Annotated in this window: 15 protein-coding genes and 2 pseudogenes; 10 read left to right on the plus strand and 7 right to left on the minus strand. The window is 58.4% G+C overall.

All coding sequences use genetic code 11. The features are described 5' to 3' along the window. Nucleotides 1-319: 319 nt before the first annotated feature. Complete coding sequence (locus tag ASF41_RS23945; protein WP_082504494.1) at nucleotides 320-787, minus strand: Rrf2 family transcriptional regulator; 468 nt, start codon at nucleotides 785-787, stop codon at nucleotides 320-322. Between the two features lie 97 nt (nucleotides 788-884). Here ASF41_RS23945 and hmpA point away from each other — a divergent pair, with 97 nt between their 5' ends. The 4 genes and pseudogenes from hmpA to ASF41_RS23960 all read left to right on the plus strand — a co-directional run bounded on the left by hmpA (nucleotide 885) and on the right by ASF41_RS23960 (nucleotide 4258). Further along, on the plus strand, nucleotides 885-2126 hold the full coding sequence (hmpA, locus tag ASF41_RS14980; RefSeq protein WP_056218052.1) for an NO-inducible flavohemoprotein: 1242 nt from the start codon (nucleotides 885-887) through the stop codon (nucleotides 2124-2126). 49 nt (nucleotides 2127-2175) lie between these two features. Then, nucleotides 2176-2630, plus strand: a pseudogene (locus ASF41_RS23950) (PAS domain-containing protein). Between the two features lie 112 nt (nucleotides 2631-2742). After that, nucleotides 2743-3420, plus strand: coding sequence for a 5-formyltetrahydrofolate cyclo-ligase (locus ASF41_RS23955; RefSeq protein WP_082559330.1), 678 nt, complete (start codon nucleotides 2743-2745; stop codon nucleotides 3418-3420). Nucleotides 3421-3565: 145 nt separating this feature from the next. Next, nucleotides 3566-4258 (plus strand): GntR family transcriptional regulator, encoded by a 693-nt coding sequence (locus tag ASF41_RS23960; RefSeq protein WP_082504552.1) that lies wholly within the window; start codon nucleotides 3566-3568, stop codon nucleotides 4256-4258. 619 nt (nucleotides 4259-4877) lie between these two features. Here the strand turns inward: ASF41_RS23960 and ASF41_RS23970 are convergent. From ASF41_RS23970 to ASF41_RS15000, 5 genes and pseudogenes are all read right to left on the minus strand, one after another. Then, nucleotides 4878-5264 (minus strand): annotated as a pseudogene (locus ASF41_RS23970) (transposase); the annotation flags it as partial. 157 nt (nucleotides 5265-5421) lie between these two features. Beyond that, the gene (locus ASF41_RS23975; RefSeq protein WP_082504556.1) at nucleotides 5422-5814 is read right to left on the minus strand and encodes a group III truncated hemoglobin; all 393 of its coding nucleotides are present in this window, start codon (nucleotides 5812-5814) and stop codon (nucleotides 5422-5424) included. 57 nt (nucleotides 5815-5871) lie between these two features. Continuing rightward, entirely contained in the window at nucleotides 5872-6513 is a 642-nt protein-coding gene (locus ASF41_RS14990) for a 2,3-bisphosphoglycerate-dependent phosphoglycerate mutase (protein ID WP_056494509.1), read from the minus strand. A gap of 484 nt (nucleotides 6514-6997) precedes the next feature. Continuing rightward, entirely contained in the window at nucleotides 6998-7201 is a 204-nt protein-coding gene (locus tag ASF41_RS14995; RefSeq protein WP_056494511.1) for a hypothetical protein, read from the minus strand. Nucleotides 7202-7307: 106 nt separating this feature from the next. After that, a complete protein-coding gene (locus ASF41_RS15000; protein WP_056494514.1) occupies nucleotides 7308-7769 on the minus strand; it encodes a DUF6641 family protein in 462 nt (153 codons plus the stop codon). Between the two features lie 1779 nt (nucleotides 7770-9548). On the opposite strand from ASF41_RS15000, the gene ASF41_RS15005 reads away from it, so the two are divergent. From ASF41_RS15005 to ASF41_RS15015, 3 genes are all read left to right on the plus strand, one after another. Further along, the gene (locus tag ASF41_RS15005) at nucleotides 9549-11339 is read left to right on the plus strand and encodes a hypothetical protein (RefSeq protein ID WP_156653322.1); all 1791 of its coding nucleotides are present in this window, start codon (nucleotides 9549-9551) and stop codon (nucleotides 11337-11339) included. A gap of 70 nt (nucleotides 11340-11409) precedes the next feature. After that, entirely contained in the window at nucleotides 11410-12672 is a 1263-nt protein-coding gene (locus ASF41_RS15010; protein WP_056494520.1) for a hypothetical protein, read from the plus strand. 211 nt (nucleotides 12673-12883) lie between these two features. After that, complete coding sequence (locus ASF41_RS15015) at nucleotides 12884-13453, plus strand: site-specific integrase (RefSeq protein ID WP_056494522.1); 570 nt, start codon at nucleotides 12884-12886, stop codon at nucleotides 13451-13453. A gap of 43 nt (nucleotides 13454-13496) precedes the next feature. On the opposite strand, the gene ASF41_RS15020 is transcribed toward ASF41_RS15015, so the two are convergent. Further along, entirely contained in the window at nucleotides 13497-13778 is a 282-nt protein-coding gene (locus tag ASF41_RS15020) for a DUF2312 domain-containing protein (protein WP_056494524.1), read from the minus strand. Between the two features lie 174 nt (nucleotides 13779-13952). Here ASF41_RS15020 and ASF41_RS15025 point away from each other — a divergent pair, with 174 nt between their 5' ends. The 3 genes from ASF41_RS15025 to ASF41_RS15035 all read left to right on the plus strand — a co-directional run bounded on the left by ASF41_RS15025 (nucleotide 13953) and on the right by ASF41_RS15035 (nucleotide 15829). Continuing rightward, nucleotides 13953-14798 (plus strand): alpha/beta fold hydrolase, encoded by an 846-nt coding sequence (locus ASF41_RS15025; protein ID WP_244479670.1) that lies wholly within the window; start codon nucleotides 13953-13955, stop codon nucleotides 14796-14798. A 238-nt stretch (nucleotides 14799-15036) separates the two neighbouring features. Beyond that, complete coding sequence (locus ASF41_RS15030; protein ID WP_056494529.1) at nucleotides 15037-15222, plus strand: hypothetical protein; 186 nt, start codon at nucleotides 15037-15039, stop codon at nucleotides 15220-15222. 139 nt (nucleotides 15223-15361) lie between these two features. Further along, on the plus strand, nucleotides 15362-15829 hold the full coding sequence (locus tag ASF41_RS15035; RefSeq protein ID WP_056494532.1) for a hypothetical protein: 468 nt from the start codon (nucleotides 15362-15364) through the stop codon (nucleotides 15827-15829). Nucleotides 15830-16200: the final 371 nt, after the last annotated feature.

A 16200-nucleotide genomic window follows, 5' to 3' on the forward strand; every position in this document is an offset into this window, starting at 1 on the left:
GTCGTCGATACCGCACGCCTGACCGGTGCCACGCCCGTCGTCGATACCGCACGCCTGACCGGTGCCACGCCCTTCGGCACCATCCTCAAGACCGTCGGCGCTTAAACCCCGCCATTACGGGCCTGGGTAATTACGATGCTGTGAGACGCGCTCCAAAACTGGCGAAATGGAAGGGGGCAACGTCCATGATAAGCGCGACCCTATTACTAATTTATGCGGGAATTTACATCACCTAGCTGCTGTAACTTTTGCCTTGACGATGCTTTAATCGATTTGAAATTTTAATTACTGCAATAGTGCAATAAGCCTCTCTCGTTATTCACTGTGAACTAATCTGGGGTTCGGGCTGGTGAGGTGACAGCCCAAGAAGCGCTGCAATCTCCGCACCTGAATTGTCACCGATCAGGTCGGCAAGCGTGTAGTGATCCAGCACGGCAAGGAAGGCCGCAAGTGCCTCACCTAATACGCGCCTAAGGCGACAGGGAGCGGTGATCGCGCAAGCTCCACCTGCAAAGCACTCGACCAGTGCAAGATCCTCTTCGGTCTGACGAACCACAGAGCCAACCGTGATTTCCGCGGCCGATTTGCCGAGGCGCAGACCGCCCCCACGACCACGACTCGTTCGCACAAGCCCTGCACGGCCGAGCTGGTGAACAACCTTGGTCAAGTGGCTCTCGGATATGCCGTAGGCGCGTGCAATCTCGGCGATCGAACTTAGCTGCGGTTCGTGCAGCCCGAGATAGATCAACGTACGCAGAGAGTAGTCCGTGTAGCGGGTGAGGCGCATGGGGGCTCCAGTGAGAGATCAAAGATATAAACCGCTTGCACCTTTCAGGCCAGGCAGGGTATAAGGTCTATGTCGGATGAACCTTTGAGAGCTGCGCATGCCAACTCCGCTCACGCCTGCCACCATCACCCTCGTCAAAGCGACCGTTCCGGCACTTGAGGTGCATGGATTGGAGATCACACGGCGCATGTACGAGCGCCTGTTCAAGAATGTGGAGATGCGCGACCTCTTCAACCAGTCGCATCACGGCGAGACCGGATCGCAGCCAAAGGCATTGGCACAGAGTGTCCTGGCGTACGCGCGAAATATCGACAATCTCGGTGCGCTGTCGGGTGCCGTGGAGCGCATTGCTCAAAAGCATGTCGCTCTCACGATCTTACCAGAGCACTATCCCTACGTGGCGGATGCGCTGCTTGCGGCCATCGCCGATATCCTCGGAGATGCAGCAACACCAGAGATCTGTGCAGCTTGGGGCGAGGCTTACTGGTTCCTGGCTGAGATCCTGATCGGTCGTGAGGCTACGATCTACCGTGACCTCGCCACCAAGCCTGGAGGCTGGAACGGCTGGCGCCCCTTCGTGGTGGAGAGCGTTTCGTCTGAAAGCGAGACCATTCGATCGTTCGTGCTCGTGCCAGCCGATGGCGCTCCCATCCTGCGTCATCAGCCCGGACAATACTTGGGCTTCAAGCTCAATCTGTCCGATCACGGAGTGCTCAAGCGCAACTACTCCATTTCCTGCGCGCCGAACGATCGCGCCTACCGCATCACGGTGAAGCGCGAGACTCGGCCGAACGAGCCGGCCGGCGTCGTGTCGAACTGGCTGCATGACAACGCCGTCGTCGGCACGGTTCTACACGCTGCACCACCAGCAGGCGATTTCTTCCTCGACCAACAGACCGCGGATCCGGTCGTTCTCGTCAGTGGCGGGGTCGGCCTAACGCCGATGATGAGCATGCTGGAGACGATTGTTGCAACGGCGCCAGAGCGTAGCACTTGGTACGTGCACGGCGCGATGAATGGGCGTGTCCATGCGATGCGAGACCATGCTCGTGGTTTGGCCGGTGAAAACGAGAAGATCCAACTAAGCACCTTCTACATGCAGCCGGACAGCAACGATCGTTTGGGAGAGCACTACGACGAGGCGGGGGTCATCACCCCCGAATGGCTGGTCAGCAAGACCCCTCACCAGACGGCGACTTACTATCTCTGCGGCCCCAAGCCGTTCCTCAGCGCCTTGGTGAACGGGCTTCAAAGAAAAGGTGTGCCGGCCGAGCGTATCCGATTCGAGTTCTTCGGGCCTGCGGATGAGCTAGCTGAGGAGCCGCGTCAGGCGGCCTGAATGGGCGAGCGCGAATGTTGAGTTTGTCCACGCCCAAGGAGAAAGCCGTATGGGTTTCACCCAAACCGTTGCCAACGCTATCATTGCTGCCGCCGCTGATGCTGTGATCGCGTCCGATAGTGAGGGTATCATCAGGGTCTGGAACCCGGGTGCTGAACGGATCTTTGGTTACACGGAGGTCGAAGCTATTGGCCAATCGCTCGACATCATCACGCCCGAGCGGCTCCGCAAGCGTCATTGGGATGGCTACGGGATGGCTACCGAAAAACCATGGCAACGGGCGAGAGCCGCTACGGAGAGGGCGCGCTCCTGTCCGTTCCTGGTATCTGCAAGGATGGCCGGCAAATCTCCCTAGAGTTCACCATTGTTCCACTCAAGGATGGACATGGATCCATGACTGGCATGGTCTCCGTCCTCCGCGACGTTTCGGTGCGCTTTGCTGAGATGAAGGCGCTGCGAGAGCAGCTTGCTAAGGCCTCTGCTGCGGAACCGTTAACCCGATAGCAAAAAGGGGAGTTGCATGGGCGGACATTCCAGTAAGCCGGCAGAACTGCCGTTAGAGCCTACTTCCACGTCGTTGGGTACGTTTAGCGAGTACAGCTCGCCTCCGTGTTTCATGCATGAGCTGGACCAGAGCTTCCTCGGTTTAAACGGGGAGACAAACTTTGCATCGGGAGTGCCACCCGTCCAAAGCGCTACCCCACATTGGCAATTGATCAAGCAGTGGAGGAAAGAGACGCGCGGAGCTCTCATCGACGCCCGCGTCCGCATATCAGCGCAGGATCGCGCAGTCTGGAGCACGCGAATCAATCATAGCCTTGAAGCGGCACTGGTACCGACTTCCGGAAAGCTCATTGGATTTTACTGGCCCTTCAAAGGGGAGTTTGACGCGCGGCCTGTTCTAACGGCACTTCGTGACCGCGGAATTCGCCTTGCCTTACCGGTTGTCGTGGAGAAGGCACAGCCTTTGCAGTTCCGGGAGTGGTGGCCTGGAATTCCAATGAGTCGGGGCGTTTGGAACATTCCTATCCCTGCCGAAGGTGAGACGGTTATCCCGGACGTACTGATTGCCCCACTGGTGGGATTTGATTCATCGGGGTTTCGGCTCGGGTATGGCGGTGGCTTCTATGACCGGACGATTGCGCACTGCCAAGTGAAGCCTTTGATCATCGGTATCGGCTTCGAATTGGGGCGTCTACCAACGATCTACCCACAAGCTCACGATATAGCCATGGACCTCATCGTCACGGAAAATAGTTATTGTGCGCGCGATAGTTCAATTGCATTCTCATAAATATTAATTTGATATTATCATAATAATAAATACTTCCGATGCAATATATTAGCTTATTGGTTGCTGATGGTGAGAAGCTTGTCTGTCGACTTGGATTGTCGTGAAATATGAATCTCTTTGGGGTTGCCTCATTGAAGGATGTCCGATGTCGGGTGAGCGCCAAATAGAACTAGCATCCGTTACTAATCAATTAACCCTTAGAGATCGTGCTTACGAAAGCCTAAGGATCGCGATCGGTGCGATGGATATCTATCACCACAGTGAGGAAGTGCGCCTCGACGAGCGTAGACTTTCTCACGATCTAGGGATAAGCCGGACGCCAGTCCGGGAAGCACTCAACATTCTACAGCAGCAAGGTTTTGTGCGATCAGAAGCGCGGCGCGGCGTCTTCGTGATCAGGAAATCGAAACGCGAAATCATTGATATGGTTTACTCCTGCGCAGCTCTAGAGAGCATGGCAGCTCGGCTTGCATGTGAGAGGGCGACGGATGCCCACATTCAATCGCTGCGAGGATTTCTTGCTCACTCTGTTGCCGAGCACAACTCGGACCTAGCAAGTGAATATTTTGTTTTTAATCTAGAATTTCATCGTAAATTAGTTTTGCTTGCTCAATGTGCTGTAATAAAAAATCTTGCAGATAGTCTGTTCATACACTTGCAGAATATCCGGGATAAATCGTTCGCACAGGATCAATGGCTTTCGAGAGCGATCACAGCGTATGCATCGATCATAAAGTCGATCGAATCTAGAGATGCTGATGCTGCGGATCGCATGATACGTGCTCATGCATTGGCTTCGGTAAATCACATTAATATATGCGGTGGATACCTGAGGTGATTGCAAAGTTGCAGAAATAAATTTTGATATAAATATTATCCAAGATATTTTTGCCTGTACACAATCTATCTACTACCTAACTATCTGAAGGATAGCCGCAAAAAGCGTGCTGACCGATGCCATTATCCTGGAGACGTTCGAAAGAGCGCGAGTTCGCAGGTCTGATCACCATCGCGGTCTTCCTGTGCACCTTCGTGCTCACCAAGCTCGGTGGCCGAGATCTCTGTATGCAAATGCCGTGATCCTCTGCATGCAAACTCGTCAATGATAGTCGAACCATACAGGTGGAGCGGCGTTTGATTCGAGCGCGCTACGCGCAGCATCTGAACGGCACGTACTCTCCAAAAGTCTGGGCGGCCGAGGAGTATACCCATGCCTACGGAAGCCATGAGAGGTCAACTCGCTCGGAATGCTCGCGACCTCTACCTTGCGCAGCAAACGACTGAGCGGCGCTGGCGTTATCCTATGACAGGAGCAGACGTTGCTGAGTGTGACATCATCGATCTCATGACGGACCTGCTGATTTTGGCGCGTCTGAGTGGCCACGATCCGTGCGCTGTTTTGCGCAAGACGAAGGTACACCTAAAGGCGGAGACAGGGGAGAGTTGCTGAGGACGAGGAGGTCGCCAGCTAACACCCAGCGCCGCGGCAGCAGGACGAAGCCTCGCTTGGCTTCCGGCAGTTTGACGAGCTCCAGTTCGATGCCGTGTTCGCGAGCGGCCTCGGCCGGCTTCTCGCCGGTGTAGCCCTGGTCGACGTAGGTGAGATCGATGGTGTCACCGGCGGCAGCCTGCACGGCTTGCGCCCGACGTCCGACCTGGGCGCGGTCGTCGGCATCGGCGGGGGTGACGTGCAGGGCCAAGAGATGGCCAAGCGTATCGACGGCCAGCTGGACCTTCGAGTCTTTCTTGCGCTTGGCGCCATCGTAGCCAGCTCGCTCGCCACTCTCGGGCGAGGTTCGCAGGGTCTTGCTGTCGAGGATGGCCGCACCCGGCTCTGGACTGCGGCCCGATTCCCGGCCGAGCCTTCACATCACGTACTGAACCAGGGGTCCCCTCAGATCTGAGGGGACCCCTGGTTCATGCGGCGGCTCGGGCTATGACCCGCTCGTCGGCGTGGGCGACCTCCGCCTCCGGGGGGGGGCTGGGCCTAACGAGGTGATGTCAGCAATCCTGCTGTAGACCTTCTGGTCGGAAAAACAGGCCCGCTTTCAAGCTATCTCCGATCCGGTTCGCACGCTCGGTGAGGAGCGCTGCGACGTCGGTGGAGAACACTTCCGTAGCTGTTTGTTCGAACAGAGCGAGCCAGCGCGCGAAATGAGCCGGGGTCAGTTCGCTCAGCCTCTGATGCTTGCCGAAGGGATTGCCCTTGTAGCGGCCAGATTTTAGAAGCACCGAGGACCAGAAATCCTGGATCACGGTGAGGTGGCGTGGCCAATCGCCATCAGGGATGACGCGGGCAAATACCGGCCCAATCAGGGGATCTCGTTGAACCTTGGCGTAAAAGGCGGCTAGAAAGGTTCGCAGTGTTTCTTCCGTAAGGCTGTCATGCAGCATTTAGGCTCAGCCAATCGCAACACGAAGCGGGGTTGTTGGACCCCCTCCTCTCGATCGTCATAGCAAAGAGGTCGCAACAACTGAGGTTTTCTCTATCACCGCACCTGATTCCGAGAAGCTGTAAATGAGAATCTCGCTCGTGGTGATATTGAAGGTCATCAACGCCTCCGGGCTCATGTCTTCCAGATGCATGACGATGGAGCGAAGCGAATTGCCGTGGGCAACTACCAGGACGCGCTCGCCCTCCTGCACGCGAACGGCGAGCTCCTGCTCGTAGAACGGAACCGTTCTTGCTGCTGTCATGGCAAGGCTTTCACCACCTGGGGGGACAGCATCGTAGGATTTGCGCCAGAGATGGACCTGTTCCGGGCTCCACTGGTTGCGTGCCTCCGCCTTGTTCAGGCCTGACAGCTCACCGTAGTCGCGCTCATTCAAGGCACTGTCGGCTCGGATAGGGAGATCGCTCTGATCCAGCTGCTCCAGCATCAGCGTCAAGGTACGCTGCGCCCGGTCCAGCTTGCTCGTGAATGCGATGTCGAAGCGGAAGCCGAGGTCCTTCAGTTTGCGTCCGGCTGCCTTCGCCTCCGCAACGCCGCGCTCCGTCAGGCTGGGATTGCGAAACCCGGAGAACAGGTTCTGCTCGTTGTCGGTGCTCTGCCCATGCCGTACGAGGACGAGCGTTCTGACTGCGGATGACATCGTTTCTCCTTGTGCCGCGCTGTCTACGCAGCTGACCGGCCAGGAGCAACGCACACTCGCCGGAGCGGTACATTATCGCGGATGCCAGACCAGGAAGCAGCCGAACGGCAGACCGAAGAGCGAAGCTGAAAGCATTGGTTACGAGCAACCAGGGAGCCGAGGCCGATGAAGAAGCAGGCGAACAGGACGTCACGAGCAAGAGCACGAGGGTAAGCCAGCGTTTGAAGACGCAACGACCGAATGCCAGCTCGATGACCCTCGCTGAGCGGTGACGGCGCGCTAGCAGAGACTGGGGCATCCATACGCCCGATTATGCTCGAAGACGGGTCGATGGAGGGCTCTGTCAAGGATGGTGTGCAGATGGCTAGCTGCGCAGAGAAGGCGGCCCGTGAATGGCCGTAGGGCATCAGCAGGGGCAGGATGGTGGTGCCGGTGATCCCCTGACCCACCGTTCCCGGCAGCAGCTACAGGATGAATTTCGCGATCAATCGGCGTTGAAGATCAGCGACGCCAAAACATTGCCGCGAGCTATGATGCGCTGTCCGGCATCCATGGTCACGTCTCGATCGGCATCGTAGTAGCCCAGCGTGCGGCGATGCGAATCCAGTCCTCGCTGTCGTCCCCTGAACTCGCTGACGATGTAGCCCACAGTGCGCTGATTACGATCCTTGATCCGCTCTTCTGCCATGACGCTTTCTCTTGGAATGGGATACCAAGCCTCAATCCGTGTTGGGGAAACCCACGCGGGTAGAGGCTTAGCGGCAGCATATCGGCTGGCTGATGCCCCCCTAGGTTCAGGCGGCCTTCTTACGACGCTCGGCCATCATGAGCCCGCGAGCCGCAGCGACATCCCGAATGTGCGGATCGAACTCCCCTGCCCTCACCGCGTCGATCAGAGCGTCCACCACGCCAGGGAGCTTGTCGAGGCTGCCGATGGTGATGGCGGCCTTGCCCGGCTGCAGCTCCAGGGGCTTGCCGCCCACGCGCATAATGAAATGCACGGTGCCGGCCAGATCTTGGAACCACCCCTTGCGCACGCGCTGGCTGATCTCGACCCGGATACGCTGGCCCGAGGCATCCTTTCGGGTGGCCATGGCCTTGGGCGACTCGTACGAGCGACCCTCGATGGTGGCGCTCGCCATGTTCTTCTGCTCGGCGAGCTGAGCCAAGAGTTTCTCGCGCGCGCGAGCCAGAGGATCGTTGGCCGAGGCGGCGGGAGCAATCGCGCTGAGCTTGAGGGATTTGAGAACGGACATCTACATCTCCTGCATTCGAGCCTAGGCAAGCTCTATAAGCTGGACGGTACAGCCATGGTTCTATCGTTCAACCGAAGAATTTCGTGAATGAGAATCGGGCGGAGAAATGCAAGGTATAAATATACTGACGCAGACAAAGAGGAAATGTAAAATGAACGACATGGACTGCTACGGAATTGGAGAAAGCTACCCGTTTCCATCTCCCGGATGTGGGAGCATGACGGCTGAAGAGACGATCAACTTGATTGTCCGCATGTCATTGATCTCCCCCAGAATTCTAAAGGCTGCCATTCCCAGCCTCCCACTCAGTCTTCAGCCCTCGCTATCCACGGCGCCTGTTAAAGGGCAGTCGAACGACCCGCAGGTATAAATAGAACTGAATAAACATACTGGATCTGTATGGCGGTAAGGTATCCGCTGCGGCAATGGACCCATTCGTGGGGTAGAATCTTAAACCCATCCGGAAGGCCGAGCGTAGGTAGGCCAGCTCTCTCCAGACGAGCAGCGCAAAGTAACCCCGATGAGCCGGCGGTGGGCGAGAGATCGCCCTGTCGGCAGAAGGGCGGTCGGCGCTATAGAAACCGGGAAACTGGCAAGTAGGACACCGGCACTGATGGTGCTGCGAAAGAAGAAAAGGCGACCTCCCTCGAATTCAAAATGACACCCGTCCGTGAGGTTGCTGGATGGCTCTGCGCGACGCCGCAACCATCAACCCGCCTACTAAGCTGTCCACGCAGAGCTTTTAGGTGGCACCGGATGTGGCCCGTGCGAACGCGGGCTATAGGGAATCTGAGACTGGCAAGATAACGCATCCCACTTGCTGCTAAACCTCACTGCGCGGCTCGCTGCAGACTGCATACAGCACGACTTTTCCCCCTATGACAAATAGACCATCACCCTGAAATTTCAGGGTTGCCGTATGGTAGATTAGTCATGGGGGGAATGCGCTCAACTACACCAGCGCCAGCAATCCTTCGACGCTTCGCTATTCCAATTACCTGCACGGTGTTGATCTTAGAAATTTCAACACCGCGCTTGGCAAACGAGTACGCGATTGAGCGTACGGAGTGCTGCTGCAAGCGCGGTGTTGAACGTGAGCGTGTAACGCTCACAGATCCAAGCTCCTCCGCTGCGCCGCACCTTTTCCGTTAAACGGAAAAGCAGATCTTTGCGCATAAGAGCTTGTCTAGATACCATATTCAATCAGAAGTAGAACCTGATTTTGTGTGTGGTTCCCTTGACAATGCCCGTGCCGAGGATATCTCCTCTGGCGGGAATTTGAGCTAAGCCTTCATTATCGATTTTGTCCTTATGTGAAGAATGCTCAGAGGGAAGTTGCGTCGCAAGGCGAAGCTACCTGCGAAATGTCCTTGCTGCTTTAGAACGGTTCGTCGTTCAAACATTAGCGTGGTCGCAGTGCACGATCGCCGTATCACAACGTCAAATGGCGGGTTGATACGAATGGGAGCAGTTCACAGCATGAGCGCCCTTCCGGGGGGGCCACGTACTTTTTAGGCTTCGGCCCATAAGAGGACGTCTGCGGCACACAGGGTCGAACGAGCCGGTTCAACTGGTTCGGCGGCGGGCATAGTACACTGGCAGCTCCTCATAACCGCTTCCCGGCGGCTCACTACCAACCCGCTCGACCGCGGGCGGTGAGCCCGTGCATGTGATCGAGCCTGGCTTTCCGTCCGCCTTCGTTCACAGCGCGGGCGGTGAGCCAGAACGCTGTTGGAAGTCAGCGTGGGCAGCCGTCCGCATCCACTTAGGATGCCGACCATGATTGACGCCCCCATCAACATCCAGCCCGACACCGAGACTGTCTACGAAGCCGTCGACACTGATGCAAATCAAGACTGCGTAGCCCCGATCGCGTATCCGCAAGAAGTTTCGGAAAACGAAGACTTGTTAGAACCGATTCCTCCTACGGCTACTCGTTCGCCCACTGATTTTGATCGGGCGAACCTGCTCAAGGGTTTTGCCTCAATTGGAACAGCCGTCGAAGCGGCCGGCAAGAGAGGGCGCGTCGCCACCGCTACTCAGTTCGCCGTTGCCGTCTTGTCATTCTGGTTTGCGAGGAATCCCAAATTCACCGCAGAACTTGAGAAGCTAAATTTCCGAATCCCTACCGGGAAGAAGGAATTTTCCGGTGCAGCTTCATACATCTACGGACTGAATACCGGTTACGATGACGGCAAAAGGACCACCAGTAAGCGTGTGACCTCCTTGTGCTCGCGGTATGAAGGCTTGCTGCGTGAGTTGATTAAGCGGGGCTTGCGGCGAGAGGACTTCGATTTCGGCCGCGACAGCGCGCGTCGGTTGGTGGCGATCATCACCGATGTCGGCGGCACCAATGCCCTTGAGCATACCCCCAAAGAGGACAGGGACGAAGACCCCAAGCCGATCCCGCTCAGCGCGGAGAGAAAGGGCAACGTGCTCTATCTGCGCGGTACCGAAGCCCTGGGCGGCGAAGGGACCATGTTCAGAATGCCATTGGAGGTGGTGCGTCCGAACGGAAACGTCGAGCGCAAGGGTGAAGCGGCCCAGTCGCTTATTGAGGCTGCGATTGCCGATACGGCTCCAACGCTACCCCGGACTCAGGCACTCGCTGAGCTGTTCGAGATGGGCGGCTGTGTGCTGGTAGAGCTGTCGTCGGAACCCAAGAAGCACGGCTCCGACCCCAACGACCCAAACACGGAGAAGCGGCCTGACGAGCCGCAGGTGGTGTTCCATGAGAACGGTAAGATCACCCAGAGCCCGTTGGTGCGGCAGAGCGGCGTGGTTGTGGAGACCCGCACCCATGTAGGTGACCTCATCCTCGGCCAGAACGTTCAGGGGCACACGCGGCTCGAGACGCGGATGCGAAAGCGGATCGAGGAGAACCTAAGGGGTGACCGCCGTCGTGTGTTCGATGTGGGTGTGATTGAGGCCGAGGCTGATACTCCCACGGGCCTGGGCCGGCTTGTGATCTTCACGGACGCTGCAAGCGGCGACACGGAACGCCGGTCGGTGAACGCCCTGCTCCAAGGCCTGTCGGGGCGGCACGTGCCGCTCGACGTAGATCCCAACACCCTTAAGCCTGTGACGCAGTGCGAGGTGGCAGCAGACATCCTCAACGCCAACGCTGGCTCACATGAGGGCTCCTACGCCACCAACGCCGAGAAGCTGTTCAAGCGGAAGCCAAAGGCCGGCAAGGGCAAGGAAGCAATCCGGCCGGAGGTGACTGTCACCATCGACGGACGGGGGCTCACGCTTAAGAGCCCGGCCGACGCCAACCCGGTCACGCTCCGGGCCACCGGCACCAAGGACGACGGCAACACCAAAGTGCGGTTGGACGACTTTGTGGCCTTCCTACGGACCTTCGCCAAGGTGCATTCGGAAGTCACTTCGGATGTGGCCTGCTGGATGGGCGAAGCTGTGCTGTGCTTCGAGTTCGCCACGCGCAGCGCTAAGCATCGCGTGTTCATCCCCAAATCCGCGGGTGGCCATCGGTCCGAGCGTAGCATCGTGAAGATCAAAAATCAGCCTTGGCCGGAGGGTCAGTCGTTGAAGCCCAACAACTTCGGCTGATGCGCTGAACCGCAATCCGTGAGGATGCAGCGGCATCCTCACTTTGACCCTCTCACCTCTGGATCCTGTAATGATCGCGCTCCACCAGCGTGCGAATGACTATGCTCGCTTTTTGCCCGCCATCAACCGCAACTCGGCCGAGTTCGCGGTGAAACCCGCATCCGCACTCGCGCGGCCTCTGCCGGCGAACCTCTCGCCTCATCGGCTCGACTTCCTCCGCCCGGACGGTCTCTTCAGCTACCCATGGGCGCTTTACACTGCCGCCGAAGGGGTCAGTGGCAAGGCCCCTACTATGGTGAGCCAGCGTAACCGGAAAACCTCATTCGTTCTCGGCGATAGTGGCGGTTTCTCTCTCATCAGCGGAACCATCAAAACACCGATGTCCGTCTTCCGCGCCCAATCTCTGAGCTGGATCGAGCGCGATTGCGATGTAGGATTGCCCGTAGACGTTCCTACCCGTGCCATCGACAAGCAGCCCGGCGTTTGGAGTTTTGCCAAGTGCCTAGCTGCTACGCTCGACAACACGGACTGGGCCATCGCCAACAAGAAGCCTGAGACCCGGCTACTGGCGGTGTATCAGGGGCGCAACCACCGCGAGGCCGATAGGTGGACGGAGGCGATGAAGACCCGCATCCTGTACGGCATCGCACTGGGTGGACACACGGGGCTGGACTTCTGGTATTGGCCCCGATCCATTAAGCGCCTGATCGACCAGGGTGATTTTGCTCACATCAAGCACATCCACGTTTTAGGCACCACCGAGCCCGGTGTGGCGGTGCTCCTAACTGCGCTCAAGCGGGCCTTGCGAAGCTACCTTAAACAGAATGCCCTCGAGGTCACGTTCGACAGCAGCCGGGCCTATCGGATCACCCAAGCCTATGGGCAGATCAGCATGGGGCTCCGGCTCGGTATGCGCGGCACTCGAGGTGCTGATGAAGCTTTCGACTTCCGTTCTTTCACGCTGCCACGAGATGGCGGTCAGGTTGATCGTAAAGCTCAGTTCCCCTTTGATAGCCCGTTGGGCCGTCTATGCACGATGGGGGACTTCATGCCCGGCGCGAGCCCCGCTGGTCCCGCCTTCGACACGATTGGCTTGAACCTACTCAGCCACCATGAGACCTACATGGAGTTGGCAGCTATCGAGCAGGCCAACCTGTTGTACGATACGAGGCAGCAGTTGGGATCGTTAGTTCCTTGGCATATCGAATCCGGCGTGGAGGCTATCCATAACCTATTCGCAACCGGAAACGAGGCTAGCTTTGCTAAGCAAAAATCGTCGCTTCAACACTACAATCGGGGCATGCTGAGCTGCGGACTGAATGATTTCCGTTAAACGGAAAGAGCAGGTGCGAAAGGGGCGGCTCTCACCGCCCCTTTCGCATACGCCAGCGATTGATGCTACGGCCAGAAACCTCATAAAATGCAGCTTATATTAGGTTTCACCCTAAGTCATTGGGCTTGCTGATCTGCAATAAGCGGTCGCCCTTCGCTCGTTCTGGAAACATCATGGTTTGTCGCTGATCTGCGCAACTCATGAGGTATCCATGAAGCAGGCCAGGGTACCGACCGAGCCGGAGTTCAAACGGCTGATGGCGGTGGTGAGCCAGGGCAGGTATGGGCCTCGTAACCGGATGGCCCTCATGTTGAGCTACCTCGCCGGCCTGCGGGTCGGAGAAATAGCATCCCTTAGGTGGGGGGACCTCATCGATGGCGAGGGTAAAGTGCGCGAACAGCTCCGTCTCAGTGCCGGGGTCACGAAGGGCGGGCACGCCCGAGTGGTGTTCCTGAACGCTCGGCTGCGCAAGGAGGTGGAGCAGTACCGGTGCAGCCTCGCTCTGCCCCCTGCCCCGCTGCAGCCGGCGCTGATCACTCAGAAGCGCTCGGCGTTCAGCGCGAACACGCTGTGTCAGCTTATGAGGGGTTGGTACGACCTGGCGGGGCTGGATGGCGGATCAAGCCACAGCGGTCGGCGATGGTTCATCACTCGGCTGGCTCACGCTGGGATCTCGCCCAAAGCGATTATGATGCTCGCTGGGCACCGGCATCTCTCGACCACCCAACGCTACATCGACGTGAATGACGAGATGATGCGCGCTGCCGTGGAGATCCTATGACCCCCACGACAGCTCAGCGCTCGGTAACGTTCTCGATTGCCGCTCAGGCAGCCTCGGCCATCGGCGCGGCGCTCGGAGCATCCATCGCGCGCATGTAGACGTCGAGCAGGGTCTCGTGCTCGTCCCGCTCGTCTTGATCCAATTTGCGCAGCTTCAGGATTTCTTTGAGAATCTTCACATCCAGGCCCTCGCCTTTGGCCTCCATGAAGATCTCCTTCTTGGCTTCCATGAGGTCCTTGATCTCTTCTTCGACCTTCTCGACGCGCTCGATGATCGAGCGGATACGGTCGCCGGCAACGCCAACGGTGTCGATGGTGTCGGACATGCTCTCTCCCTGGGCTGTTCCGACCCGCAACCTCGTGGGTTTGGGTAAGCGAGAGGTTAAGGCGGGGCGTTGGATGTTCGTAGACTCTCCGGCTAGGCCCTATTTTGGTTGGAACGGATAATCAGCGTGAGCCTACGGTGGATTTATGTAGCGGCGGGCGGAATCCTCGCCGGTTTGGCTCTGATCAACGCTTCCGGTCAGCATCGTGCTCGCCAAGATCGAAGCGCGCATCTGGGCCGGCTCGCAGCCAGACAGGTTCGCGTCAACGGCAAGACCATGCATTTCTGCGTCTCGGTCGAGTCTGTGCCAGACGACCACCTGCCCGTGATCCTGGTGCATGGGCTTGGAATGTCGAGCCGCTACATGATCCCGCTCCTGAGATATCTCGCCCCTCATTTCCGGGTCTACGCGCCGGACCTGCCCGGCTTCGGCTCAAGCGAAAAGCCTCGACAAGCGCTGACGGTTCGCGAACTCGCAGATGCGCTGGCTGCCTGGGTGCGCGTGATGGGGATGGAGCGCGCAGCCTTTGTTGGCAATTCACTGGGCTGCGAGGTGCTGGTTGATTTGGCACTCCTGCACCCACACCTCGTCGACCGTCTCGTGCTGCAGGGGCCCACGCCGGACCCGAAGGCACGGGGACTCGTCCGGCAAGTCGTGGGCTTCTTCGCCATCGCACCGTTCGAGCGCTGGTCGCTCGCCTGGGTAGCGCTCGCCGACTATGCCCGTGGTGGGATAGGACGCTACATTCTGACCCTGCGCAGCATGGTCGACAATCACATCGCGGAAAAGGCGCTCCGGGTCATGCAGCCGACGCTCGTGGTTTGGGGCACGCGTGACTACATCGTCCCGCATGCATTCGTCGCGAGCCTCGCGGGCTCTCTCCCTCGAGGCAGTCTTGTCGAAATCCCGGGTGCAGCCCACGGTATCAACTACTCGCACCCCAAAGCGTTTACCGCCGTGCTCCTCCCGTTCCTCTTAGCCGCACGAGAGATTTCCCGCACACAGAGCTCAAACCTGTAGGTTGGCATTGGCTGACCCGCCGCTGGCGAGCGCCTGGGCCGTCGTCCTGCCCCCTTCTGGCCTAGGCACGTGAGGGTTTCACCTTTGGTTGGCAGGATGAGAGAGGCGTACCGCGGCTCATCCTGCCATACCGTTCCATCCGGGATAGGCGTCGTCGTCCCCCCCCCTTGTCACGATCATCATGCTGGCCGCGCCGCTGCCTTCACCACTCTTCAACCATGCGGCGCCACGATGAGGTATGCTGAACCTCTCCCCTCCTCGTGCCATCACGTTTCTCGTCTCGCTCGTGTTGATCGGGCTCGCTGTTGCCAGCCTCTACCTTCGCATCCCCACGATCGGTGCCACAGTGGTGAAGTTCCGGACGTGGTTCCTCGTCGGCGCATATGTGGTGTTGGCGCTTGGTGTTGTTTCGAGAAGCCTTTGATCATCACCACGCATTCGGCCTCTTCCGAAAACGGATCGCATCGTCGCAGAAGCCGACGCCCGATGCTGAACCTACCTCTGGATCTCGCTGTTGCTGGACCAGATTACGCATGCTGAATGCGTGAGGTTAGTCCCGTCTGATGCCAACAGTGTTTCTGGACTGCGACGGCGTGCTCGCCGACTTTGATGCTGGTGCGACCCATGCCCTTGGGATGCCACCGGAGGAGTTCGAGCGCCGATTTGGCCTCAAGCGCTTCTGGGGCGAGCTCGCCTCGCTCGACAGCTTCTTTGGCGAGCTTCCGCTGTTGCCGGATGCCATGGAGCTGTACGAGGCCGTTCAGCACCTGAAGCCAATCATCTTGACCGGCCTGCCACGCGGGAACTGGGCTGAGCCACAGAAGCGTCGCTGGGCAGAACGTCACTTCCCCGGCGTTGAGGTAATCACCACAAGCGCCGCGTTAAAGCGGGAGCATTGTCGCCCCGGCGACGCGCTCGTGGATGACCGGGAGAAGTACCGGCATCTGTGGGAGCAGGCGGGAGGCCTATTCATCCATCATCGCGATGCGCAAGGATCGATTAAGGAATTGCGCAAACACGCGTTCATCTAGGGCGAATGCCGCATCTGTGTTGAAGCGTGACTAGACATAGATGGCTTGTGCGCCATATGATGTGTTTCCGCCGCTGGCGCGTTTTGCGCCGCTGAGCGTGCAGTTTTCAGGATCTTGTCATACATGAAGCGCCGTAGCGCGCGACCGTTCACGGTCGAAATCAAGCATACCCGTACATCCCGCGTTTCACTCATCGATGCCACGGCCCGTACTCGGACAAGCCAGAATGTTTGGGGTGCAGAGCTGACTGTGACCTGACCGGTATTTTGGACCGAGCCGATTGAGAGGCTACTGCATGGTGGCGGCCATGGGTAGCCGGAAGGCCAGGTCCGGGACGGTGACCGGCGCGGGCGGCCGATAGCCCAAGGACG

The organism is Methylobacterium sp. Leaf111 (assembly GCF_001423285.1).
Lineage (GTDB): Bacteria > Pseudomonadota > Alphaproteobacteria > Rhizobiales > Beijerinckiaceae > Methylobacterium.

Coding starts and splice junctions, on each gene's coding strand:
- ASF41_RS15035 (WP_056494532.1), top strand. CDS start 15,362: ATGCCAACAGTGTTTCTGGACTGCGACGGCGTGCTCGCCGACTTTGAT.
- ASF41_RS23955 (WP_082559330.1), top strand. CDS start 2,743: ATGCATGAGCTGGACCAGAGCTTCCTCGGTTTAAACGGGGAGACAAAC.
- ASF41_RS14995 (WP_056494511.1), bottom strand. CDS start 7,201: ATGGCAGAAGAGCGGATCAAGGATCGTAATCAGCGCACTGTGGGCTAC.
- ASF41_RS23945 (WP_082504494.1), bottom strand. CDS start 787: ATGCGCCTCACCCGCTACACGGACTACTCTCTGCGTACGTTGATCTAT.
- ASF41_RS15020 (WP_056494524.1), bottom strand. CDS start 13,778: ATGTCCGACACCATCGACACCGTTGGCGTTGCCGGCGACCGTATCCGC.
- ASF41_RS23975 (WP_082504556.1), bottom strand. CDS start 5,814: ATGCTGCATGACAGCCTTACGGAAGAAACACTGCGAACCTTTCTAGCC.
- hmpA (WP_056218052.1), top strand. CDS start 885: ATGCCAACTCCGCTCACGCCTGCCACCATCACCCTCGTCAAAGCGACC.
- ASF41_RS15000 (WP_056494514.1), bottom strand. CDS start 7,769: ATGTCCGTTCTCAAATCCCTCAAGCTCAGCGCGATTGCTCCCGCCGCC.
- ASF41_RS15010 (WP_056494520.1), top strand. CDS start 11,410: ATGATCGCGCTCCACCAGCGTGCGAATGACTATGCTCGCTTTTTGCCC.
- ASF41_RS15005 (WP_156653322.1), top strand. CDS start 9,549: ATGATTGACGCCCCCATCAACATCCAGCCCGACACCGAGACTGTCTAC.
- ASF41_RS15015 (WP_056494522.1), top strand. CDS start 12,884: ATGAAGCAGGCCAGGGTACCGACCGAGCCGGAGTTCAAACGGCTGATG.
- ASF41_RS15030 (WP_056494529.1), top strand. CDS start 15,037: ATGCTGAACCTCTCCCCTCCTCGTGCCATCACGTTTCTCGTCTCGCTC.
- ASF41_RS23960 (WP_082504552.1), top strand. CDS start 3,566: ATGTCGGGTGAGCGCCAAATAGAACTAGCATCCGTTACTAATCAATTA.
- ASF41_RS14990 (WP_056494509.1), bottom strand. CDS start 6,513: ATGTCATCCGCAGTCAGAACGCTCGTCCTCGTACGGCATGGGCAGAGC.